The organism is Pantoea sp. X-Soil-ISGK-275 (assembly GCF_059730795.1).
The window spans coordinates 1,625,203-1,646,469 of the sequence record NZ_AP035976.1; the positions used below are offsets into that span (position 1 = coordinate 1,625,203).

General features: G+C 53.6%; 19 protein-coding genes and 3 tRNA genes. 16 read left to right on the forward strand and 6 right to left on the reverse strand.

The genetic code is table 11. The annotated features are described in order from the left end of the window. Nucleotides 1-9 precede the first annotated feature (9 nt). Both rutR and AC6I8A_RS07525 read left to right on the forward strand, forming a co-directional pair. Complete coding sequence (gene rutR, locus AC6I8A_RS07520) at nucleotides 10-645, forward strand: HTH-type transcriptional regulator RutR (RefSeq protein ID WP_036649823.1); 636 nt, start codon at nucleotides 10-12, stop codon at nucleotides 643-645. A gap of 22 nt (nucleotides 646-667) precedes the next feature. Further along, nucleotides 668-1,642, forward strand: coding sequence for a metal-dependent hydrolase (locus AC6I8A_RS07525; RefSeq protein WP_479486898.1), 975 nt, complete (start codon nucleotides 668-670; stop codon nucleotides 1,640-1,642). A 79-nt stretch (nucleotides 1,643-1,721) separates the two neighbouring features. Here AC6I8A_RS07525 and cycA read toward each other — a convergent pair whose 3' ends face one another. Continuing rightward, the gene (cycA, locus tag AC6I8A_RS07530) at nucleotides 1,722-3,113 is read right to left on the reverse strand and encodes a D-serine/D-alanine/glycine transporter (RefSeq protein ID WP_265297121.1); all 1,392 of its coding nucleotides are present in this window, start codon (nucleotides 3,111-3,113) and stop codon (nucleotides 1,722-1,724) included. Between the two features lie 408 nt (nucleotides 3,114-3,521). Here cycA and AC6I8A_RS07535 point away from each other — a divergent pair, with 408 nt between their 5' ends. Next, nucleotides 3,522-4,220 (forward strand): extensin-like domain-containing protein, encoded by a 699-nt coding sequence (locus tag AC6I8A_RS07535; RefSeq protein WP_256696139.1) that lies wholly within the window; start codon nucleotides 3,522-3,524, stop codon nucleotides 4,218-4,220. On the opposite strand, the gene AC6I8A_RS07540 is transcribed toward AC6I8A_RS07535, so the two are convergent. Continuing rightward, nucleotides 4,221-4,895: a DUF4396 domain-containing protein gene (locus AC6I8A_RS07540; RefSeq protein WP_265297120.1), complete on the reverse strand. Its 675-nt coding sequence runs from the start codon at nucleotides 4,893-4,895 to the stop codon at nucleotides 4,221-4,223. It lies immediately after the preceding gene. A 565-nt stretch (nucleotides 4,896-5,460) separates the two neighbouring features. On the opposite strand from AC6I8A_RS07540, the gene AC6I8A_RS07545 reads away from it, so the two are divergent. Together AC6I8A_RS07545 and AC6I8A_RS07550 are read left to right on the forward strand one after the other, a co-directional pair. Continuing rightward, nucleotides 5,461-6,183: an autoinducer binding domain-containing protein gene (locus AC6I8A_RS07545; RefSeq protein WP_256696141.1), complete on the forward strand. Its 723-nt coding sequence runs from the start codon at nucleotides 5,461-5,463 to the stop codon at nucleotides 6,181-6,183. A gap of 121 nt (nucleotides 6,184-6,304) precedes the next feature. Then, on the forward strand, nucleotides 6,305-6,916 hold the full coding sequence (locus AC6I8A_RS07550; RefSeq protein ID WP_256698392.1) for an acyl-homoserine-lactone synthase: 612 nt from the start codon (nucleotides 6,305-6,307) through the stop codon (nucleotides 6,914-6,916). A gap of 32 nt (nucleotides 6,917-6,948) precedes the next feature. On the opposite strand, the gene AC6I8A_RS07555 is transcribed toward AC6I8A_RS07550, so the two are convergent. Then, a complete protein-coding gene (locus AC6I8A_RS07555) occupies nucleotides 6,949-7,176 on the reverse strand; it encodes a DUF2594 family protein (protein WP_007887303.1) in 228 nt (75 codons plus the stop codon). Nucleotides 7,177-7,606: 430 nt separating this feature from the next. Here AC6I8A_RS07555 and uvrY point away from each other — a divergent pair, with 430 nt between their 5' ends. From uvrY to AC6I8A_RS07585, 6 genes are all read left to right on the forward strand, one after another. Continuing rightward, nucleotides 7,607-8,266 (forward strand): UvrY/SirA/GacA family response regulator transcription factor, encoded by a 660-nt coding sequence (uvrY, locus tag AC6I8A_RS07560; protein WP_008102320.1) that lies wholly within the window; start codon nucleotides 7,607-7,609, stop codon nucleotides 8,264-8,266. After that, the gene (gene uvrC / locus AC6I8A_RS07565; RefSeq protein WP_265297119.1) at nucleotides 8,259-10,091 is read left to right on the forward strand and encodes an excinuclease ABC subunit UvrC; all 1,833 of its coding nucleotides are present in this window, start codon (nucleotides 8,259-8,261) and stop codon (nucleotides 10,089-10,091) included. The genes uvrY and uvrC overlap by 8 nt, the downstream gene beginning before the upstream one ends. A 68-nt stretch (nucleotides 10,092-10,159) precedes the next feature. Further along, entirely contained in the window at nucleotides 10,160-10,708 is a 549-nt protein-coding gene (gene pgsA, locus AC6I8A_RS07570) for a CDP-diacylglycerol--glycerol-3-phosphate 3-phosphatidyltransferase (protein ID WP_265297118.1), read from the forward strand. Nucleotides 10,709-10,978: 270 nt separating this feature from the next. After that, nucleotides 10,979-11,054 (forward strand) — tRNA-Gly (locus tag AC6I8A_RS07575). Nucleotides 11,055-11,096: 42 nt separating this feature from the next. After that, a tRNA-Cys gene (locus AC6I8A_RS07580) sits at nucleotides 11,097-11,170 on the forward strand. Nucleotides 11,171-11,181: 11 nt separating this feature from the next. Next, nucleotides 11,182-11,267 (forward strand) — tRNA-Leu (locus AC6I8A_RS07585). Between the two features lie 127 nt (nucleotides 11,268-11,394). Here the strand turns inward: AC6I8A_RS07585 and AC6I8A_RS07590 are convergent. From AC6I8A_RS07590 to AC6I8A_RS07600, 3 genes are all read right to left on the reverse strand, one after another. Next, the gene (locus tag AC6I8A_RS07590) at nucleotides 11,395-11,565 is read right to left on the reverse strand and encodes a hypothetical protein (RefSeq protein ID WP_265297117.1); all 171 of its coding nucleotides are present in this window, start codon (nucleotides 11,563-11,565) and stop codon (nucleotides 11,395-11,397) included. A 166-nt stretch (nucleotides 11,566-11,731) separates the two neighbouring features. Next, nucleotides 11,732-13,231, reverse strand: a complete 1,500-nt coding sequence (locus AC6I8A_RS07595; RefSeq protein WP_265297116.1) for a SulP family inorganic anion transporter — start codon at nucleotides 13,229-13,231, stop codon at nucleotides 11,732-11,734. A 151-nt stretch (nucleotides 13,232-13,382) separates the two neighbouring features. Then, a complete protein-coding gene (locus tag AC6I8A_RS07600) occupies nucleotides 13,383-13,640 on the reverse strand; it encodes a biofilm/acid-resistance regulator YmgB/AriR (RefSeq protein ID WP_008102310.1) in 258 nt (85 codons plus the stop codon). 484 nt (nucleotides 13,641-14,124) lie between these two features. On the opposite strand from AC6I8A_RS07600, the gene AC6I8A_RS07605 reads away from it, so the two are divergent. The 5 genes from AC6I8A_RS07605 to AC6I8A_RS07625 all read left to right on the forward strand — a co-directional run bounded on the left by AC6I8A_RS07605 (nucleotide 14,125) and on the right by AC6I8A_RS07625 (nucleotide 21,040). Continuing rightward, nucleotides 14,125-14,556, forward strand: a complete 432-nt coding sequence (locus AC6I8A_RS07605) for a MarR family winged helix-turn-helix transcriptional regulator (RefSeq protein ID WP_265297114.1) — start codon at nucleotides 14,125-14,127, stop codon at nucleotides 14,554-14,556. A 2-nt stretch (nucleotides 14,557-14,558) separates the two neighbouring features. Next, entirely contained in the window at nucleotides 14,559-16,226 is a 1,668-nt protein-coding gene (locus AC6I8A_RS07610) for an MFS transporter (protein ID WP_256696151.1), read from the forward strand. After that, a complete protein-coding gene (locus tag AC6I8A_RS07615; protein WP_293796061.1) occupies nucleotides 16,223-17,314 on the forward strand; it encodes an HlyD family secretion protein in 1,092 nt (363 codons plus the stop codon). Before AC6I8A_RS07610 ends, AC6I8A_RS07615 begins: the two co-directional genes overlap by 4 nt. Next, entirely contained in the window at nucleotides 17,311-18,681 is a 1,371-nt protein-coding gene (locus AC6I8A_RS07620) for an efflux transporter outer membrane subunit (RefSeq protein ID WP_436332253.1), read from the forward strand. Before AC6I8A_RS07615 ends, AC6I8A_RS07620 begins: the two co-directional genes overlap by 4 nt. 157 nt (nucleotides 18,682-18,838) lie before the next feature. Further along, nucleotides 18,839-21,040 carry a TonB-dependent receptor gene (locus AC6I8A_RS07625; RefSeq protein WP_256696167.1) on the forward strand — a complete coding sequence of 734 codons (2,202 nt, stop codon included), beginning with the start codon at nucleotides 18,839-18,841 and terminating at the stop codon, nucleotides 21,038-21,040. Nucleotides 21,041-21,267: the final 227 nt, after the last annotated feature.

Genomic DNA, 21,267 nt, shown 5'->3' on the forward strand with positions numbered 1-21,267 from the left:
GGTAACAGTGTGAAAAGCGATGAAAAAAAACCGGGACGCCGTTCGCGTGCGGTCGCCGCAAAGCGGGCAGCCATTCTGGAAGCGGCATTAGCCTTCTTCTCGCAATACGGCATTCACGGTACCAGCCTGGATAAAGTGGCGGAGCGCGCCGATGTCTCGAAAACCAATCTGCTGTATTACTATCCATCGAAAGAAGTGCTGTATGTGGCGGTTTTAAAAGAGATTCTTGATGTGTGGCTGGCGCCGTTGCGTGCGCTGCAGCACGATCACGATCCGCTGACGGCCATTCGTCAATACATTCGCCTCAAACTGGAAGTCTCGCGCGATCATCCACAAGCTTCGCGGTTGTTCTGCCTTGAGATGTTGCAAGGCGCGCCGCTGCTCAAAGGTGAACTGGCCGGTGATTTAAAAGCGCTGGTGGATGAGAAGGCAGCGATTATCGAGCAGTGGATCGCCGAAGGGCGGCTGGCGGGCGTGCAGCCACAGCACCTGTTTTTCCTGCTGTGGGCGACCACGCAGCACTATGCGGATTTCGCCTCGCAGGTGGAAGCGATTACCGGTCAGACGTTGAACGATGCGGCGTTCTTTGAACAGACGCTGGAAAATGTGCAACGCATGATTATTGAAGGGATCCGCGTGCGCTGATCCCGCTGGTTCAGGAGAGTGCATGGATTCGTTATCACAACTGACGTTAGGCGCGGCGGTCACCGTTGCGGTGATGGGCAAACGCGTTCCGCTGTGGCAAGCCGCGCTGGTGGGCGGGGTGGCGGGCACTTTGCCGGATCTCGACGTGTTTATCGATCACGGCGATGCTATCCGTAATATGACGCTGCATCGTACCGAAAGTCATGCGCTGATATTTCTCACTTTATTTGCACCGCTGCTCGGCTGGCTGGTGGCCGGTGCGACACGCAGTCGCGCGCACTGGCGCGGCTGGACGCTGGCGATGTGGCTGGCGCTGATAACGCATCCGCTGCTGGATCTCACCACGGTTTACGGCACGCAGTTGGGCCTGCCGCTCACCGATTTCCCCTATGCCATTGGCAGCATGTACATCATCGATCCGCTGTATACCTTGCCGTTGCTGATTGCGCTGCTGGTCGCCCTGTGGCGACGCGATGCGGTGGGGTTGCGCTGGAATCAGGCGGGATTACTGGTGAGTACGCTCTATCTCGGCTGGAGCATGGTGGCACAGAGCATTGCGACGCAGCACATTGAGCAAGCGCTGACGCAGCAATCGGTGCAGCCGGAGCAACTGCTGGTGACGCCGACCGCGTTTAATACGCTGGTGTGGCGCACGGTGATCATGACGCCGGATCGCTATGGCGAAGCCTATTGGTCGCTGCTGTCACCGGAGCGTCCGCTGCAAATCAGCTGGCACGATCGTCAGCCCGCGCTGTTTGCGCCGTTCAAAGGGCAATGGCATGCCGAGCGTGTGGCGTGGTTTAGTCATGGTTTTTACGCGATGAAGCAGCAGGGCGATCGTACGTTGATCAGCGATTTGCGCATGGGGGAAGAGCCGGATTACACCTTTACTTTTAATCTGGGGTCGCCGCAGTCGCCAGCGCTCGCGCCACAACGTGAACCGTCGATGCGTCCCTCGCTGTCGCAAGCATGGCACAAACTCCGCGAACGACTCTGATTCCGTAGGGTCGCCATTCATGGCGACCAATGCTTATGGGGAATCGATCGCCATAAATGGCGACCCTACGACTAACGTTTTACGCTTTACGGCGGCGCAGCAACCAGCCCATGGTCAAGATCACAAACCACAGCGGCGTTATCATCAGCGCCTGACGGGTATCTTCCTGCAGCGTCAGTAGCACCAGCACAAAGGCGAAGAACGCCATGCACGCCCAGCACATAAACTTACCCAGCGGCATTTTGAACGTCGATTCGGCATGACGCTGTGGATGCTGCTTACGGTACGCCAGATAGCTGCACAGGATGATGGTCCAGACGAACATAAACAGAATCGCCGACACCGTAGTAACCATGGTGAACACCGTCATCACATCCGGAATCAGGTAGATCAGCGCCACGCCCGCCAGCAGACACAGGCAGGAGAAGAACAGGCCGGTGGTTGGCACCGCACGCGCGGAGAGGCGACCAAAGGCTTTATGCGCCACGCCTTGTTCCGCCAGACCGTACAACATGCGGCTAGTGGAGAAGATTCCGCTATTGGCGGAAGAGGCGGCGGAGGTCAGTACCACGAAGTTGACGATGCTGGCAGCAGCAGGCAAGCCAATCAATACAAACATCTCAACGAACGGGCTGCGATTCGGCAGCACCTGATTCCACGGCGTTACCGCCATGATCACCATCAGCGCCAGCACGTAAAACATAATGATACGCAGCGGAATGGCGTTGATCGCGCGTGGCAGAACTTTGTGCGGATCTTTGGTTTCTGCTGCCGCAGTGCCAACCAGCTCAATACCGACAAAGGCGAAAACCGCAATCTGGAAGCCGGCAAAGAAGCCGCTCAGTCCTTTCGGGAACATGCCGCCGTGATCCCAGATATTGCTCAGGGAAGCGGTGCCACCGTTCGGCGACGGATAATGCATGCTCACCAGCACAATGCCGGTAATAATCAGTGCCACAATGGCGACGATTTTGATAATCGCGAACCAGAATTCCATCTCACCAAATAGCTTCACCGTGGCGATGTTCAACGCAAGGAAGACAAAGACGCACAGTAGGGCGCTCATCCAGATGGAGAAGTCCGGGAACCACAACTGAAAATAGGCGCTGATGGCGACTACGTCGGCAATGCCGGTCACCACCCAACAAAACCAGTATGTCCAGCCGGTAAAATAGCCCGCCCACGGACCAAGTAAATCAGCGGCGAAATCGCTGAAGGATTTGTATTCGAGGTTGGATAACAGCAGTTCGCCCATGGCGCGCATGACGAAGAACAGCATAAAGCCAATGATCATATAGACGAAAATGATCGACGGCCCGGCGAGGCTGATGGTTTTACCCGAGCCCATAAACAGCCCGGTGCCGATGGCGCCACCGATGGCAATTAGCTGAATGTGGCGATTATGCAGGCTACGCTGGAGCTTATCCGGCTGTTCGGCCTCAACGAGCGCCTCTTTTAATTGATCAACCATAAATTATTCTTTCCTGTCGGGATGTTGTGTCAGCTCTAATGGCTGTTTTGCCCGTCATACTTCGAGCCGCAGATGCGTTGGCTACGCGTGTTCACCCCAGTCACTTACTAAAGTAAGCTCCTGAGGATTCACACACTTGCCGCCTTCCTGCGGCTCGAATTATTTAGGGCAATCGTTATGAGCCGTTGTATAGGCAAGTGGCATAAGATAGTGGAAAGCTAAGCAGTTTCGGTAATGGTTTTTCCCCCTTTGTGACCTTTTACGCGCTTTGCTGTGTCAGTAATTATTTACAGAGTTTAAAGCGCAGTCATTTTGCGTAAATCTTCAACAATTAAGCGATTTACGTCACTTTCCATCCGCATGACTTCTACACTTGTTAGTTCATTTCATCAGGAAAAGTGAGGCATTGTGCGCGCTCTGTTCGCCGTCGCGTTGCTGGCTGTTTGCGGCTGGCTCAGTTTGCCGTGGTTAAAAAGCCATCTGCCGCCTCAGTGGAATCCCTTCACGCCACTCAACGTTACCGATCCGCCCGGTTGGATGACGCGCTACAAGCTGAAAAAGCTAAGTGGCGATCCGGCCGCCTGCATGGCGGTGATGCGGCAAGCCAGCGAACAGCAGCTGGTGCAGTTTCGCGCCGTGCCGCCGATGCAGGGTGATTGTCCAATCGAACAGCCGTTACGCATCAGCGGCTATGGCGATGTTTCTCTTAGCAGCAGTTTTCTCGCCAGCTGTCCAATGGCGGTGACCAGCACCATGTTCGTGACTAACAGCGATAGCGCGTTACGCCAGGCCGGTTTTGACAGCCCGCTGAAACGCATTGCTCATGTTGGCAGCTACGCTTGTCGCAATATCTATCATCGCCAGGAAGGGCGTTTGAGTGAGCACGCCAGCGCTGATGCCTGGGATATCACTGGATTTCAGCTGGCGAACGGGCGTTGGTTACAGGTCGGGAAAAACTGGCAACAGCCGGAGGATGCGGCGGCAGGACTGCATGCGCTGTGGCGTAACGGCTGCGCCACGTTCGGTAATGCGCTGGGCCCTGATTACAACGCTGCGCATGCCAGCCATTTTCATCTCGGCATGCGCGGTACAGGTTACTGTCGTTAGCTATACTGCAGGATTAAGCCCACGCTTTATCAGGAAATGATTAGCCGGCCAGGAGAAAATAAAGCCAATCATTATTGCCAGCTGCAGCATAAACCAGAATGCCACCAGCAGCGGATTGACTTGCTCGTGCAGCACAAACTTTAGGGCCAGCGCCATAAAGATAAAAATACCTAATTGATAAATCAGCAGGGGGAAAATCTCGGTTTTCAACGCCAATAATAATGCGCCGCCAAATGAATGTTTTTCACGTTGACGAATCGCCAGGAATTGAAATAGTAATCCGATGAACAATGAAACGATAATGCAAATAAGCGCCTGTATCCCCATCGTTGGATTAAAGGCAAATTGTTTTAGTAATGTGACTATCGGGATTGTCATTATATCGCCGAATATACAGGCCGCTGCAGATAATGAAGTAGAAATAAATATGGTTTGCCAACTGGCATTACTGCGTATTTCTTGAGGAACCAGCAGCGCAAGTTTTTGCTGTTGTGATGGCTTACGGCCTAAGTACCACCAGGCTATCCAGCCAATAAAAGGCATATACAAGCCAGTAACAGGCCAAATGATATTCATCACCGCGACAGGATGCGGATGGCGTAACAGGTCTTTTAGAATCATCAGGGCAGTACAGCCGCCCAGAACAAGGAAAGGTAATGCCAACTGGTTCAACATAGTCGGTTCCGCTAAGTTTCCCACCTACCTACGACAATGCGCCTGAGTCGTTCGGCAGCACTGATCCCATTGCCTCTTTGCCTTCATTTCTCATGCAGCGAGTATTAAGCGTAGCCGTGAATCAGCATGAGAGTAATCACATTATTACCAAAAGCATTATCTTAACCGCAGAAACAAATGGGATTAAGATCGAGTCAAAACTAATTCAACGCAGAAATGCCGTTGATAGCAAAAGAATGTGCTTTTTCACACGTTAATTTTAGTTATTGACGATGCTAAAAATTTATCAATCTAACGTCCATTTTCAATCAAACGGGTGATTGAAACTACTTCAGAAAAATCCTATTCTAATCTGCTGAGGAATTAAAGTTGTGAACCTGTTAACAAATAGCGAGAACTTACACATTTCCCTTACGTTAACGCATTGACATTAGGAGAGTTATGCTCATTGCTGACAAATATGCTCTCTTTTCAATCAATATTTTTTGTCTGGCTAATTTATTTTTTTTGCGTTAACAAGAATCAATTTCAGAATGTAAAAGCGTGAAACAGCGCTAAGGCAATAATGACGACCGATAATTATTTCGCCTGGCGAGGCGAAATGGAAAATGAATTTCTGTCGCTAACACAAGTAGCGCATTTGAAATCGCTATTGCAGCAGCAGATTGAAAAGCTGGGTTTTGATTACTTCGCTTTTTTGGTTCAGCATCCGGTGCCTTTTACCCGGCCGCGCCTGTTTTTGTTTAGTACGTACCCGGAAAGCTGGGTAAAACGCTACGAAAATGAGAACTATTATACGGTCGATCCGGTGCTGCTACTCTGTCAGCGGCCGGGACGCGGTGTGGAATGGACGCGCGATTTATTTACTGGTGCGGGTAATTTATGGGCGGAAGCTAACGCCGCAGGATTAATGAGCGGCTTTTCCTGCTCAGCAATGGCACCCAATCGTACCATTGGTATATTATCTATTGCATCGACGCTTCACAGTAAGACCCAACACTTACGTGTACAGCTAGAGGTGAAACTGCATCTTCTGGCGGAACTGAGTTTGCGCGTGCTGAAGCGTCTGAATGATGATTCTATGGTCGTTTTATCTAACGATTTTAGTCAGCGCGAATTAGAAATTCTGAAATGGACGGCGGAAGGAAAAACGTCTGCGGAAATTTCACTTATTTTAGCCATATCTGAACATACGGTGAATTTTCACCAAAAGAATATGCAAAAGCGTTTTAATGTTTCCAATAAAACGCAGATTGCCTGTTATGCCGCAGCGGTTGGCCTGATATAGCGAAAACGCAACTACTAATTTTAGTAGTTCCTTCTCCAGTGTCAGTTGTCTACCCTGCGCGCAATGTTGCCAGGCTGGCTCAAAGAAATCATTGCATACATGGGGATGTCAGAGGCGCATGATGAAAGTAATTCAAACACAGCTTAAGGATATGCCGTCCTCACTGTTGGCAGAACTGGGAACGTATCGCTACAGCGTGTTTGCGCGCGGCGAAGGGTGGTCTATTCCACCACGATTAAGTACGCCAGGACAAGAGTACGACCGGTTTGATCGTTCAGATGTTACCTGGCTGATTGCCTGGAACGCACGTCAGGGTATTTGCGGTTGCGCACGTCTGTTGCCATGGCATGAACCTGAAGTGCCTGAGGGTTTTGTTCTGCCTTTCGATCAGGAAAAGGTTTGGGAAATGTCGCGCTTCTCGGCGCGCCTTGAAGTCGATGCAGAGCTGCCGCTGAGTATTTTGTGGCACTCTGTGCAATTAGCAGAACTGAGCGGCATGGAGTTTTTGATCAGTTCGGCGACGCCGATGCTTGAGAAGATGTTTGAACAGCATCAGGTGGTCTACGAGCCGCTTTCACCGGGCTTGATTCAATCTGAAGACAATCTGTTTGCTATTCGCATTCCGGTTGATCAACCTGCGCTGGCGGAGAAGTATCGTGGAACGCGACGCTTTAGCCCGGAAGAGGTGCTGCCATCGCTGGGTGTTTCAGTGAACTGGCAATCGCACAGCTAAATACCCCGCGCATCGCGCGCGGGGCATACCGCTTACTGACGGTAAGCGGTTTTGATTTGACGAATCGTATTATTAAACACTTCCGCCTGCGGCTTATCGCCTAACGAAGCTTGCACATAACGCTCCATGTTGATGATCACCTTACCGGCATCGGCCTGTCCCATTCCTTTCAGAATCAGCGTCACCATCATTTTCAGACAGGCGACTTCGTCTGCCAGCGCCTGCGTGTCTCGTGAAGTTGCGAAATCTTCATCACTCATAATTGACTCCTTGGTGGTATTACTCGATGTAGACACATTCTTCCTGTGCGTAAAAAGAGAGTATATCATAGGGTTGTCACACGAATTTTAATGTAGGCGAAGCGGTAAAAGCCAAACCGCTATTTAATTGCCCATTGCGCTATTCGTCAGCAATCATAATTAGCGTTGAGCTGATATTTATCCGGCAAACTGAGTGTGGCAATAAAATCGAGCTATAAATTATAACTTAATGATATTAGGTGTAATTTTACTTATCCATTTTTGCATGCTTTCGCCCGGTGCTATAAAAGCAAGATCAAAAGAATGTTATTGATTTGCATCATTTCATTTGAGATTTATCTGTGGCGATAGATGTTTTTTCCACCTGAAAACCGGTAAGATAGCCGCTCTGAAATATATTTCCCTTTCTTAACCTGCGGAGTACGTCCCGTTGATCAGCCTGCTTCTTGTTGATGACCATGAACTGGTCCGCGCCGGTATTCGCCGCATTCTGGAAGATATGAAAGGACTCGTCATTGCCGGTGAAGCGGCCTGCGGTGAAGACGCCGTAAAATGGTGCCGCAGTAATCCGGTTGACGTAGTGCTGATGGACATGAACATGCCGGGTATTGGCGGCCTGGAAGCGACACGCAAAATTGTGCGCTTTAACCCGGATATCCGCATCATCATGCTCACCATTCATACCGAAAATCCACTGCCGGCGAAGGTGATGCAGGCGGGCGCAGCGGGTTATCTCAGTAAAGGCGCCGCGCCGCAGGAAGTGGTGAGTGCGATTCGCTCGGTGCATTCAGGGCAACGCTATATCGCTTCGGATATTGCCCAGCAAATGGCACTTAGCCAGATCGAACCGCAAAAAGCCGAATCACCCTTCAGCTGTTTGTCGGAAAGGGAATTGCAGATTATGCTGATGATCACACGCGGGCAGAAAGTGACGGAAATCTCCGAACAGCTGAGCCTCAGCCCGAAAACCGTTAACAGTTACCGCTATCGCATGTTCAGTAAGCTGAATATCAGTGGCGACGTCGAGTTAACGCATTTGGCCATTCGACATGGCTTGTTCAATGCGGAGCCATTAATCAGTAGTGAGTAACGTCTTCAATTCCAAAGCCTTTCTCAGCACCGTGACCAGCCAACCCGGCGTCTACCGTATGTACGATGCGACCGGCACGGTGATCTATGTTGGTAAAGCCAAAGACCTTAAAAAGCGCCTGACCAGCTACTTCCGTACGCAGGTGGGCAGTCGCAAAACTGAAGTGCTGGTCAGCAACATCCAGAACATCGACGTCACCGTGACGCACACCGAAACGGAAGCGCTGCTGCTAGAGCATAACTACATCAAGCTCTACCAGCCGCGCTATAACGTGCTGCTGCGCGATGACAAATCCTATCCTTACATTTTCCTCAGTGGCGATAGCCATCCGCGTCTGGCGATGCACCGTGGCGCGAAGCACGCCAAAGGCGAATACTTTGGCCCGTTTCCGAACGGCTATGCGGTGCGTGAAACCCTCGCGCTGCTGCAGAAGGTATTCCCGATTCGCCAGTGTGAAAACAGCGTGTATCGCAACCGTTCTCGTCCGTGTTTGCAGTATCAAATTGGTCGCTGCCTTGGACCCTGCGTTTCGGGTTTGGTTAGCGAAGAGGAGTATGCGCAGCAAACCGATTACGTGCGTCTGTTCCTCGCGGGCAAAGATGATCAGGTGATCAATCAGCTGGTCAAGCGCATGGAAAAGGCCAGTGAGGAACTGCGTTTTGAAGAAGCAGGGATCTTACGCGATCAGATTCAGGCGGTAAGGCGCGTTACCGAGCGGCAGTTCGTCTCCAACCAAGGAGAAGACCTGGATGTGATGGGCGTGGCCTTTGATGCCGGCATGGCTTGTTTGCACGTGCTGTTTATTCGTCAGGGCAAAGTGCTCGGCAGCCGCAGCTACTTCCCGAAAGTGCCCGCCGATACCGAACTGACTGAAGTGGTGCAAACCTTTGTCGGCCAGTTCTATCTGCAAGGCAGTGAAGCGCGCACTTTACCGGCGGAAATCCTGCTGGACTTTAATCTGCCAGAACGTGAGCTGCTGGCCGAATCGCTTAGCGTGCTAGCGGGGCGCAAGGTGAATATTCAAAGTAAGCCGCGTGGGGACCGCGCGCGCTACCTGAAACTGGCGCGCACCAATGCGGCAACCGCGCTGGTCACCAAGCTGTCGCAGCACTCGACCATTCAACAGCGTCTGGCAGCGCTGGCGACGTTCCTCGAGCTCGACACCATTCATCGCATGGAGTGCTTCGACATCAGCCATACCATGGGCGAGCAAACCATTGCGTCGTGCGTGGTGTTCAACCGTGATGGCCCGCTGCGTTCCGATTATCGTCGCTACAACATTGAAGGTATCACGCCGGGCGATGATTACGCGGCGATGAATCAGGTGCTGCGCCGTCGTTATGGCAAAGCGCTGGAAGAGGACAAAATCCCCGACGTGATTATTATCGACGGCGGTAAAGGCCAGTTAGCGCAGGCGAAACAGGTGTTCGCCGAGCTGAATGTGCCGTGGGATAAAGATCGTCCGATTTTACTCGGCGTGGCGAAGGGCAGCGATCGTAAAGCCGGGCTGGAAACGCTGTTCTTTGAAGCGGAAGGCGAGGGCGTTTCTTTGCCGCCGGACTCGCCTGCACTGCATGTGATCCAGCATATTCGTGATGACTCTCACAATCATGCGATTTCAGGTCACCGAAAAAAACGCGCCAAAGTGAAGAACACCAGCGCACTGGAAAGCATTGAAGGCGTTGGACCCAAACGGCGCCAACAGCTGCTCAAGTATATGGGCGGCCTGCAACCGTTGATGAACGCCAGCGTCGATGAGATCGCCAAAGTGCCGGGAATTTCTACCGCGCTGGCGGAAAAAATCTACTACTCACTGAAACACTAACGTTGAAAGAGGGGGGGCAATGTAGGAACATACATGAAACCCTACTCACACCAGACAGTTACTGGCATATGCAATTTAACATTCCGACGTGTCTTACCCTGTTTCGAGTCGTACTTATTCCCTTCTTTGTCCTGGCGTTTTATCTGCCATTTCAATGGGCTCCTTTTGCTACTGCACTGATCTTTGTGATTGCTGCGGTCACTGACTGGTTTGATGGTTATTTAGCGCGTCGCTGGAAGCAGACCACGCGTTTTGGCGCGTTCCTCGATCCGGTGGCGGATAAAGTGCTGGTGGCGATTGCGCTGGTGCTGGTGGCTGAGCATTTCCACGCGTGGTGGATTACGCTGCCTGCGGCAACCATGATCGCCCGCGAAATCATTATTTCTGCACTGCGTGAATGGATGGCGGAGATTGGCAAACGCAGCAGCGTGGCGGTGTCGTGGATCGGCAAGGTGAAAACCACCGCGCAAATGTTCTCACTGTTTGCCTTGCTGTGGCGTCCTGAAGCCACGGTGGTAGGCGTGGGTGTGGTTGCGCTGTACATCGCCGCGGTGCTGACTTTCTGGTCAATGTTCCAGTATTTGAGCGCCGCGCGCGGCGATTTGCTCGATAGCTGATCGATGCGATTTAAAAAGCAGCAAACGGACGCAGTGTGTGGATAATTATATTGACTCACTGCGTCAGATAAGTAGAATGCATCGCATCGAACAGCAGCGAGTATGCAAGAAGCTGAGTGAAATCAGTAAGTTCGATGAAGAAATACAGAATCGAGTATTTCAGTTTGTAGCAAGGCAGCAACTGAACGAATCACAGAGAGCTTACTTCAGTAAGTGATCTGTGTGAGTGAAGGAAGCTAAGGCAGCAACAAATTGAAAGACGAAGATTATGCGGGAATAGCTCAGTTGGTAGAGCACGACCTTGCCAAGGTCGGGGTCGCGAGTTCGAGTCTCGTTTCCCGCTCCAAATTTAGTAATTCGTATTCAACGGATTACATATCAGATTAAAGGCGCGTTGGCAGAGTGGCCATGCAACGGATTGCAAATCCGTCTACCTCGGTTCGACTCCGGGACGCGCCTCCAATTTAAACCCTGCCCGGGTGGTGAAATCGGTAGACACAAGGGATTTAAAATCCCTCGGCTTATGGCTGTGCGGGTTCAAGTCCCGCCCCGGGCACCATATTCGCAGTTGATAAAACGAATAAAATAAAGCAATAAGCAGTAATGTCGTAACCGCCCAAGGGCGGTTTTTTTGTTTTTGTCTTTTACCTAAATCAATAAAAAACCCGGCAAAGCCGGGCAAGTCATTACGATTGCGGTTGTCCTACCGGACCTGCACCTTCGCTAGCGCCTGGCACCGGTTGGTTACTTGGCGCATGTGGACGACCATCGCCGCCGACCGCATCACTTTTGTGCATACAGCCCGCCAGCGAGACCAACGTTAACGTTACCAATGCTGCTTTTACTAAAACTTTCATCTATTGCTCCTCATAAATGAGCGATTGAGTAACCAATCTCTTAGAGATCAAAGGATTGACCTTAAGGTAAGCAAAGTCAGTGACAGCACATTACGCAAGCGAAGCGCGGTGTTAAGCATAAAAAACGCCGAATTTTCGGCGTTTTTCGTCTCAATCCTAATAATTGCTAACCCAGATTCCCACTCAGCCGCTCGCGGAAATCGCTGCTGCGGTTATCCAGCCCGATAAAGGTAACTTTCGCGCCATGGCGCTGATAGCGATATTCGATGGCATCGAGTGCCGCCACGCTGGAGGCGTCCCAAATCTGCGCATGGGTTAAATCGATGGTGACAGCTTTAGGATCGTGGCCGTAATTGAAGTGTTCAAACAAATCATTGCTGCTGCCGAAGAACAGCGGGCCGCGCACGGTGTAATTGACCTGTTCACCGTCGTCGCTCAACCGACGTTCAGCGTGAATCACATGGGCGATGCGGCGCGCAAACAGCATCATTGCCAGAATCACACCAACCAGTACGCCAATCGCCAGGTTGCCGGTCCACACGGTGACCGCCACCGTCAGCACCATCACCAAGGTTTCAGACCACGGCATGCGTTTCAGCGTTGCCGGTTGCAGGCTATGCCAGTTCACGGTTTTCACTGCCACTACCATCATAATACCCGCCAGCACCACCATTGGGATCTGCGCCATAATCTGGCTCAGTCCGGTCACTAATAACAGCAGCACGATACCCGCCGCGATAGTCGAAATACGCGTACGTGCTTTGCCCAGCTCGACGTTAACGATGGTTTGACCAATCATCGCGCAACCGGCGATGCCGCCATAAAAGCCCGCCAGAATATTGCCAACGCCGAGCGCCCAGGATTCGCGGCGTTTACCGGAAGGCGTATCAGTGATGTCATCCACCAGTTTGGCGGTCAGCAGCGATTCCATCAGGCCAACAAAGGCGATGCTCAAGGCGGTTGGCCAGATGATTTGCAGGGTGTGCAGATTGATTGGCACCAATAAGGTGGTGAAGCCAGGCAGACCAGCAGTCATTGGCCCTTCATCGCCGACATTTGGTACACGATAGCCGAGCAGCAACGCGACAGCCGTCACCACCACAATCGCGACCAGCGGTGATGGGACGCTTTTCAGCACTTTCGGCAGCAGCAGAACAATCGCCAGCGTGACGCCGAACAGTGCCCATACCAAAGCGGACTGGCCCCAAACGTGCGGGACTTGCGCAAAGAAGATCAGGATGCCGAGGGCGTTGACGAAGCCGATCATTACCGAGCGCGGGATATAGCGCATCATGCGCGACAGTCCAGCGAGTCCAAAAATAATCTGGATAACGCCGCCCATAATCACGGCGGGCAGAATGTATTCGACGCCGTGCGCATGCACCATCGGGCCGATCACCAGCGCCACCGAACCGGCTGCAGCGGTAACCATCGCCGGGCGGCCGCCGAGAATCGACAGCGTCAGGCACAGCACCACCGAGGCCACAAGGCTGACTTTGGGATCGACACCGGCAATCACGGAGAAGGAGATCACTTCAGGGATCAGCGCCAGCGCGGTAATAATGCCGGCCAGACACTCGCGGGTTAGCAGGGCGGGCGAACGTAATACGCGCCCCACGGTGATATCGCTCTCCACCGCAGTGGCGCGCTCAGTTGGTTGGCTCATAGATTGTGCAGGCTCTTTTATTATTGTGCGCATACCGTCGCGGTACGGCAGTAACCAGTTAGAATTTTCGAGAGAGGATGTTACCGGGCAATAAGGTAAGACGCTAGCGCGTTGGGACAGGTGAGGGTGATTCCATCCCTGGAATCCGGCTTTAGACCGCGAGATCGTCAGGTGTTTTATTCACAACCAATTCTAGCAGGTGGCGATAAATATCCAGCTGAATCACATCGCTTTCCATCTCAAGACGGTTAATCAGCGATGCAATAATCGCTTTATTGGAAACCGGCATACCGGCTTGCAGGATTTCGGCGATGATCTGCCCGAAAACTTCCATCTCACTGCTGTCGCTGTTTCCGGCCAGTTTGAAGTAGTCAGCGATGGCAGCGCTACTGTTTGCGGCGTTTTGCATATGTGAAGCCCTTAAGATCGGCCTGATGGCAATGTGCCTTCAGCTCCATGATGAAAAAACGTGCACGCGGACAGGCGCGCACCACCCAACTCATCAACCAACGCAAAAAGACACCTCTGAAGGTGGAAATCCACAACACCTTCAGAGGCGACGCAAAGTGCATCATTCGTTACGGAGCCATCAGCTGGCTCGCGGTATGTAAACTTATACAATCTGAAGCAACTTGTACAACTAGTAACTTAAGCAATTTGTGCTAATTCATATTTAACAATGACTTATAATTTGTAATGTTTTCTGAAATCTATACAAACCTATGCAGGAACAGCAGAAATTTCCGCGAGTTGTACAACTGATACAGAAAGCTGGAGATTTTTTGCCGTGCCCACTACGTTTGCTGATGTAAGCGAGGTTTTCATTGGTGAGCGGCTTCGCCTATAATAACGCTCCCGTTTAGTTAGATACCTAACCATTAGGCCACTACGTTTTGAGCGACTATCCGCAACCCTTTTCTCGTTTGCTGCATCTCACCGCGCACGCGTGGCGTTTGGCCGTTGATCGTCGCCTCAAAGAGAGCGGATTAAGTATGAGCAGCTGGATGGCGATTGCCAGCGTGGCTACCGCCGCCGAGCCGCCAACGCAAAAAGCCCTGGCGCAATTGCTCGGTCTTGAAGAGGCCAGCGTCGTGCCCTTGGTCGATCGCCTGGTGAAGCAACAGCTGTTGGCGCGCGTGCAGCCGCTGGAAGATCGCCGTAAGCGCCTGCTGATTCTGACAGAACAAGGCAGCGTGGCCTTTGCCGAAGTGAAAACCCAGGCCGATGCGCTACGTGCGCAGTTGCTGGCGGATATCGATCCCGAATCGCTGGCGATAACGGAACAGGTGCTGAAACAACTGCTGGCGCGTCTGGGAAGTGTTTAACCGTGGCGAAACGTAATCCTTATGCCCCACGCGAATGGCTGCCACATGAAAAGCCGATGCTGCCGGGCTCGCCCTCAACGCCGCTGCATTCGCCCTCGAAGCGCATCGCGTTTGGCATCATCGGCTTACTGATCTCCCTTACCGGTGCGCTGAGTAACGCGTTGGTATCTGCCAACCTCACCAATCTGCAAGGCACTTTTGGCGCCTATAGCAATGAAATCGCCTGGCTGCCTGCGGTGTATGTGATGGGCAACATCTCCATCAACCTGTTGTTGGTGAAGTTCCGCCAGCAGTTTGGTCTGCGGCTGTTCACCGAAGCGTTTCTGGTGCTGTATGTGATCGTGGCGTTTTTCCACCTGCTGGCCAACGATCTCAGCTCAGCCATCATTGTGCGCACCGCGCACGGCATGGTCGGCGCGGCGCTGAGTTCGCTCGGCATTTATTACCAGATTCAGGCGTGGCCCGCGAAGCATCGGCTTAAAGCGTTGGTGATCGGTATCACCGCGTCGCAGCTGGCGATTCCGCTGGCACGATTGTTTTCCACCGAACTGCTGCAGCTGCAAGAGTGGCGCGGTTTGTACCTGTTTGAACTCGGTCTGGCGCTGATCTCGCTGGGCTGCGTGCTGGTGGTGAAACTGCCGCCCGGCGACCGCATCAAAGCGTTTGAAAAAATGGATTTCCTCACCTTCATGCTGATGGCGCCGGGCATGGCGCTGTTGTGTGCGGTGCTGTCGCTGGGACGCATCGAATGGTGGTTTAGCACGCCGTGGCTCGGTGTGGCATTGGCGCTGGCGCTGGTATTGATCGTGGCGGCGATCGTCGTCGAGCACAATCGCAAGAATCCGTTGATCAACACGCGTTGGCTAAGCAACGGCATGATTGTGCGGCTCGGCATTGTGATGATCATGATGCGTATTCTGCTGGCTGAACAAAACACCGGTGCGGTCGGCTTCCTGCAGCAACTCGGTTTACTCAACGATCAGATGCGCGGTCTGGCGTTAGCGATCATCGCCGGGGTAATTTGCGGCATGATCGCCAGCGCGTTAACCATCAAGCCTACGCATCTGAGCTGGCCGATTGTCGCGTCGCTGGTGGTGATGATCGTCGCCTCACTCATGGATGCGCAATCCAGCCCGTTGACGCGTGCCAACAATCTTTACTTTAGCCAGTTTTTACTCGGCTTTGGCAGCGCCTTCTTCCTCGGGCCCGCCATGCTGCTGGGGATTGGCGGCGTGGTGACGCAGCCGAAAAACCTGGTGAGTTTCTCGGTGCTGTTTGGCATGAGCCAGAACTTAGGCGGTTTGATCGGCGCGGCCATTCTCGGCACGTTCCAGACGTGGCGCGAAAAGTATCACTCCAGCTTGTTGGGCGATCAGCTGTCGCAGCTCGATCCCAACGTCACCGAACGCCTCAGCCAGTACAGCTCGCTGTTTAGCAGCCAGTTGCCGGATAGCGTGCTACTCAGCGCGCAAAGCAGCAGCCAGCTGCAAACGGTGGCAACACTGCAAGCTAACGTGCTGGCCTATAACGACACCTATCTTCTTACCGCCGCGCTGGCCTTCATCACCTTAATCTGGGTGTTGTATCGCCTGACGCGTTTACGCTATATCAACTGGCGTCAGACCAAAATGAATGCGGCACAACCAGTAACCCCGACGGAGAATTCATGAGCCAACAGGACGACATTCAGGCGGCAGAGCGCGAGCGCACCAACCGCCGACGCATTCTTTCCATCGCCGCCGGCAGCGGCATTGTTATCGTCGGCGTACTGGTGATTCTGTATGCCTGGCAGCTGTGGCCGTTCACCAGCACCGTTCAGTCGACAGAAAACGCCTACGTGCGCGGCCAGGTGACCTTTATTAGCCCGCAGGTGAATGGCTATCTGACGGAGGTTAACGTGGTGGATTTGCAGCCGGTGACCAAAGGCCAGCTGCTGATGACCATTGACGATCGCATCTACCGTCAGCGCGTGCATCAGGCGCAGGCGCAGTTGGATATGAAAATCGCTGCGCAGAATAATAACCAGCAGCAGCGTAAAAGTGCCGAAGCCAACATTCTCAGCAACAAAGCCGCACTGGAAAATGCCAAAGCGCAGGCGCTGAAAAGCAGCCTCGATCTCAAGCGTGTAGAAAATCTGGCGGCTGACGGCTCGCTGTCGGTACGTGAACGTGACGCTGCGCGCGCGGCGAATGCCCAGGCACAGGCGCAATTGCGTCAGGCGGATGCGCAGGTCGCCGTTTCACAACAGAATCTGCAAACCGTGGTGGTAAATAAGGCTTCACTGCAAGGCGATGTCGCCAGTGCGCAGGCGGCGTTAGAGCTGGCAAACATCGACCTGGCGAATACACGCATCATCGCGCCGGACAGTGGCCAGCTTGGTCAGCTGTCGGTGCGTAAAGGCACTTATGTTACTGCTGGCACGCGTTTGACTTCGGTGGTGCCGGAAAATAAATGGATCATCGCCAATTTCAAAGAAACCCAGCTGGCGCACGTGCGTCCCGGCTTACCGGTGAACATCCGCGTCGATGCGTTAGACGGAAGGCATTACGATGGCCGCGTCGAGTTTATCTCGCCTGCCGCCGGTTCCGAATTCAGCGCTATCTCGCCGGATAACGCCACCGGCAACTTTGTGAAAATTGCCCAGCGTATTCCGGTGCGCATCAAAATTCTTGACGACGATCTGCACGCGCTGCGTCCTGGCATGTCGGTGGAAGTGAGCATTGATACCGCCGCTGAACCGCACAAGGATGCGCCATGAAGCGCTTACTGTTAGCCACGTGCGTGGCATTAATGGTGGGCGGCTGTGCGACGGAAGTGGATAAAGCGCCGTCATCGTTGCCGATTCCCGATAGCTGGCGTCAGCAGGTTGGCCCGCATGCGCTGCCGGAAGCGCAGTGGTGGCAGAACTTTGGCGATGCCGATCTCAATCGTCTTGTCACGCTGGCGTTGCAGCACAACAGCGATATTCTCACGGCGCGTTCACGCGTGGATCAATACCGTGCCGAATTACGTGCCGCGCAGGGCGATAATTTCCCGACGCTGTCGGCGGGCGTTGCGGCTACGCATCAACGTGCGCTGTCGGCGGCGACCGGTCAGCCCTATGAAAACGCGGTGTTTCAGGGGTTGCTGCAGGCCAACTATGAAGTGGATTTATGGGGCAGCCGCAGCAACAGCATTCGCGCCGCGCAAGCTTCGCTGGATGCGCAGCGTGCCGCCGCGTCTGCCGCTGAGCTCACCGTCGCCAGTTCGGTGGCATCGGGCTATCTTAGCTTGTGCGCACTCGATGAGCAGCTACGCGTCACAGAAGCCACGTTAGCCACGCGCGAAAACTCGCTCAACCTGGCGCAGCGCCAGTTTGAAACTGGCTACACCTCGCGTCTCGAATGGATGCAGGCCGCCTCAGAATATCAAACCGCTAAAGCGCAGATCCCGCAGTTGCAGCATCAGATCGAGCAGCAGGAGAATGCGCTCAGTGTGCTGGTGGGCATGAACCCGCGTGAAATTGCGCGCAGTAGCCAGTTCGACCATATCAAACCGCAAACCTTGCCATCGCTGCTGCCGTCGCAGTTGCTGAATCGCCGGCCGGATATCGTGCAGGCGCAGCGCCAGCTGCTGGCCGCCGACGCGTCACTGGCGTCATCCCAGGCCAAACTGTTGCCGTCGCTTAATCTCACCGCCAGCGGCACCCTGCAAAGCGGTGAACTGCATCAGCTGTTGGATAATCCGTTCCGTTTGTGGAGCATCGGCGGCAGCATTCTGGCACCGCTGCTGAATCGCGAAGCGCTGACTGCTCAGGTTGATGTGGCGATGGCAACGCGCAATCAGGCGCTTTATGGCTATGAGAAAGTGGTGCGCAATGCGTTCTCCGATGTGGATAACGCGCTGGATGCCATTCGCCGCAGTCAGGAGCAGCTTGAAGAGTTGCAGAAGCAGGAAGGTTATGTGGCGGAAGCGTATCGCATTGCGCATAACCGCTATCAAAACGGTTACGCCTCCTATCTCGATGAGCTCGACGCCCAGCGCACGCTGTTCAGCACGCAGCTCAATATCGTGTCAGTGAAAAATACGCTGCTGCTGGCACAAATCGATCTTTATCGTTCGCTCGGTGGCGGCTGGCAGGGTTAAACCCCTTATAATTCTTTCTAAAAAGGCGGTTTCTCTTGGGTGAGGCCGCCTTTTTTTGATCAGAAAGTTGGGAATTTTCTTGCTTTCGCCCTTTGGCTGCGCATAATCGCAAACCGCAATAATAATGATTATCACTTCGTTTGCATTAGGGGATCCCATGCGCGCTATGCCTTTCAATCCCGGACTGAAACCGACGCTGTTGGCCGTAATGGTCAGCGCCGGTTGTTTGCCAGTGATGGCTGCTACTACCAACACCACAACTCAAACCAACGCGAAAAACGAGCAGCAGACGCTGACCGTGACCGCGACACCGCAAACCGATTTCAAACCCGGCGGCGACGATCTGGTACCGGCGTTCCTTGATGGTCAGGTTGCACACGGCGGCCGTCTTGGCATGCTGGGTGAGCAAAACGCCATGGACGTGCCGTTCAACGTCATCGGTTTTACCTCGAAAATGATTCAGGACCAGCAGGCGCAAACCATCGGTGATGTGGTGCGCAACGATGCTGGCGTGCAGAATCTGAAAGGCTACGGCAACTTTGCCGAGAGCTATCGCATTCGTGGCTTCAAGCTGGACGGCGATGCCATGACCTACGGCGGCCTGGCCGGTATCGTGCCGCGTCAGGTGATGGATGCCTCGCTGATTGATCGCGTAGAAATTTTCAAAGGTGCTAACGCCTTGCTGAACGGTTCGGCGGAGAGCGGCGTCGGCGGCATGATTAACCTCGAGCCGAAGCACGCTGATGACACGCCGCTGACGCGCATCGGCGTGGATTACACGTCAGGTTCACAAGTGGGCGGTACCGCCGATATTGGCCGTCGTTTTGGCGACAATAACCAGTTTGGCGTGCGTCTGAATGCGGTTCACCGCGAAGGCGGCACGGAGGTGAATGGCGAAAAGAAACGCACCACCGCTGCGTCACTCGGCCTGGATTATCGTGGCGATCGTCTGCGTACGTCGCTCGACGTCGGCTACCAGAAAAAGACCTTCCACGATGCGCGTAACGGCATCAACATCAGCGGCATCGATTTCATTCCTGATGTGCCGTCCAACTCGAAAAACTACAGCCAGAATTGGGTGTTCAGCGATATCGAGTCGGAGTTTGGTCTGGCGAAAGCCGAATACGATCTGACCGATCAGTGGACCGCTTATGCAGGCCTCGGCGCACAGCACACCCATGAAGTGGGCAACTACGGCATTCCAAAGATCCTCGATAGCGCCGGCAACGCCACCATTGGCCGCTTCCGTACCAATCGTGTGCAGGACAACATGAGCGGCATGGTTGGCCTGCGTGGTGATTTCACCACCGGTCCGGTGACGCATAAAGTGAACTTCGGCTATTCGGCGATGACCGCGAATGCGAAAAACAGCTATCGCATGTCGTCGGGTAACGATGCCAATGTGAACATTTACAACCCGCAGGATGTGGCCGAACCGGATAGCATGTTTGCCGGTGGCGCTAAGTTCAGCGATCCACTCACCACGTATCGTTCTCGTTCACAGGGCTACCTGCTGAGCGATACGCTGGGCTTCTTCGATGACACCTTGCTGGCAACCGTCGGCGCGCGTCATCAGAAAGTGGTGGTGCGTAACTACGGTTATGACGGCGCTGAAGATACCGCGACACGTTTCGACAGCAGCCGCTGGTTGCCAGCGTACGGTTTGCTGTATAAAGCCACGCAGAATATCTCGCTGTATGCCAACCATACCGAATCGCTGACGCCGGGCACCGCCGCGCCGTTTACCGCCACCAACTACGGTAGTGTGACCGGCATCGTGCATGCGAAGCAGAACGAAGTGGGTGTCAAAGCGGACTTTGGTCGCGTTGGCGGATCGCTGGCGCTGTTTGAAATCAAACAGCCGGTTGGTGTGCTGAACAATTCGGTTTACCAACTGAATGGCGAGCAGCGTAACCGTGGCGTGGAGCTGAATGTATTCGGTGAGCCGGTGCTGGGCCTGCGTCTCAACAGCAGCGCCACCTGGATCGATCCGGATATGACCAAAACCGGTGACAGCGATCAGAATGGTAAAAACGCCATTGGCGTACCGCGCTTCACTGCGGCGCTGGGTGCGGAGTATGACATCAAGCCGGTGGACGGTTTGACTGCCACAGCATTACTGAACTACACCGGTTCGCAATACGCCGACCTGGCAAACAACATGAAGCTGGATGATTACACCACGCTGGATTTAGGGCTGCGTTACCGCATGAAGGTTAACCAGAACGATATGGTGTGGCGCGTGGGGGTTGATAACGTCACCAATGAGAAATATTGGGCCAACGTCGATGACAGCGGCACCTATTTGTCTCAGGGTGAACCGCGCACGGTGAAGGTTTCACTGAGCTACGATTTCTAATCCTTTCTTCACGGGGCGCCTGCGCCCCGTTATTATCTCCGCCAGAAATAATCCTGTAACTTTAAGCACATTGCATTACACTCAGTCCGGCAATCCTGCACGAAAACTCGCCATTATTCTTGAGTCATCATGAGTTCACCTGCACCACCAGACGACCACGACGAACCTTATCGGCAGCCGCTCGACGACGCGCTCTTCGCTATTGTGGTACTTGCAGTCACTTCGGT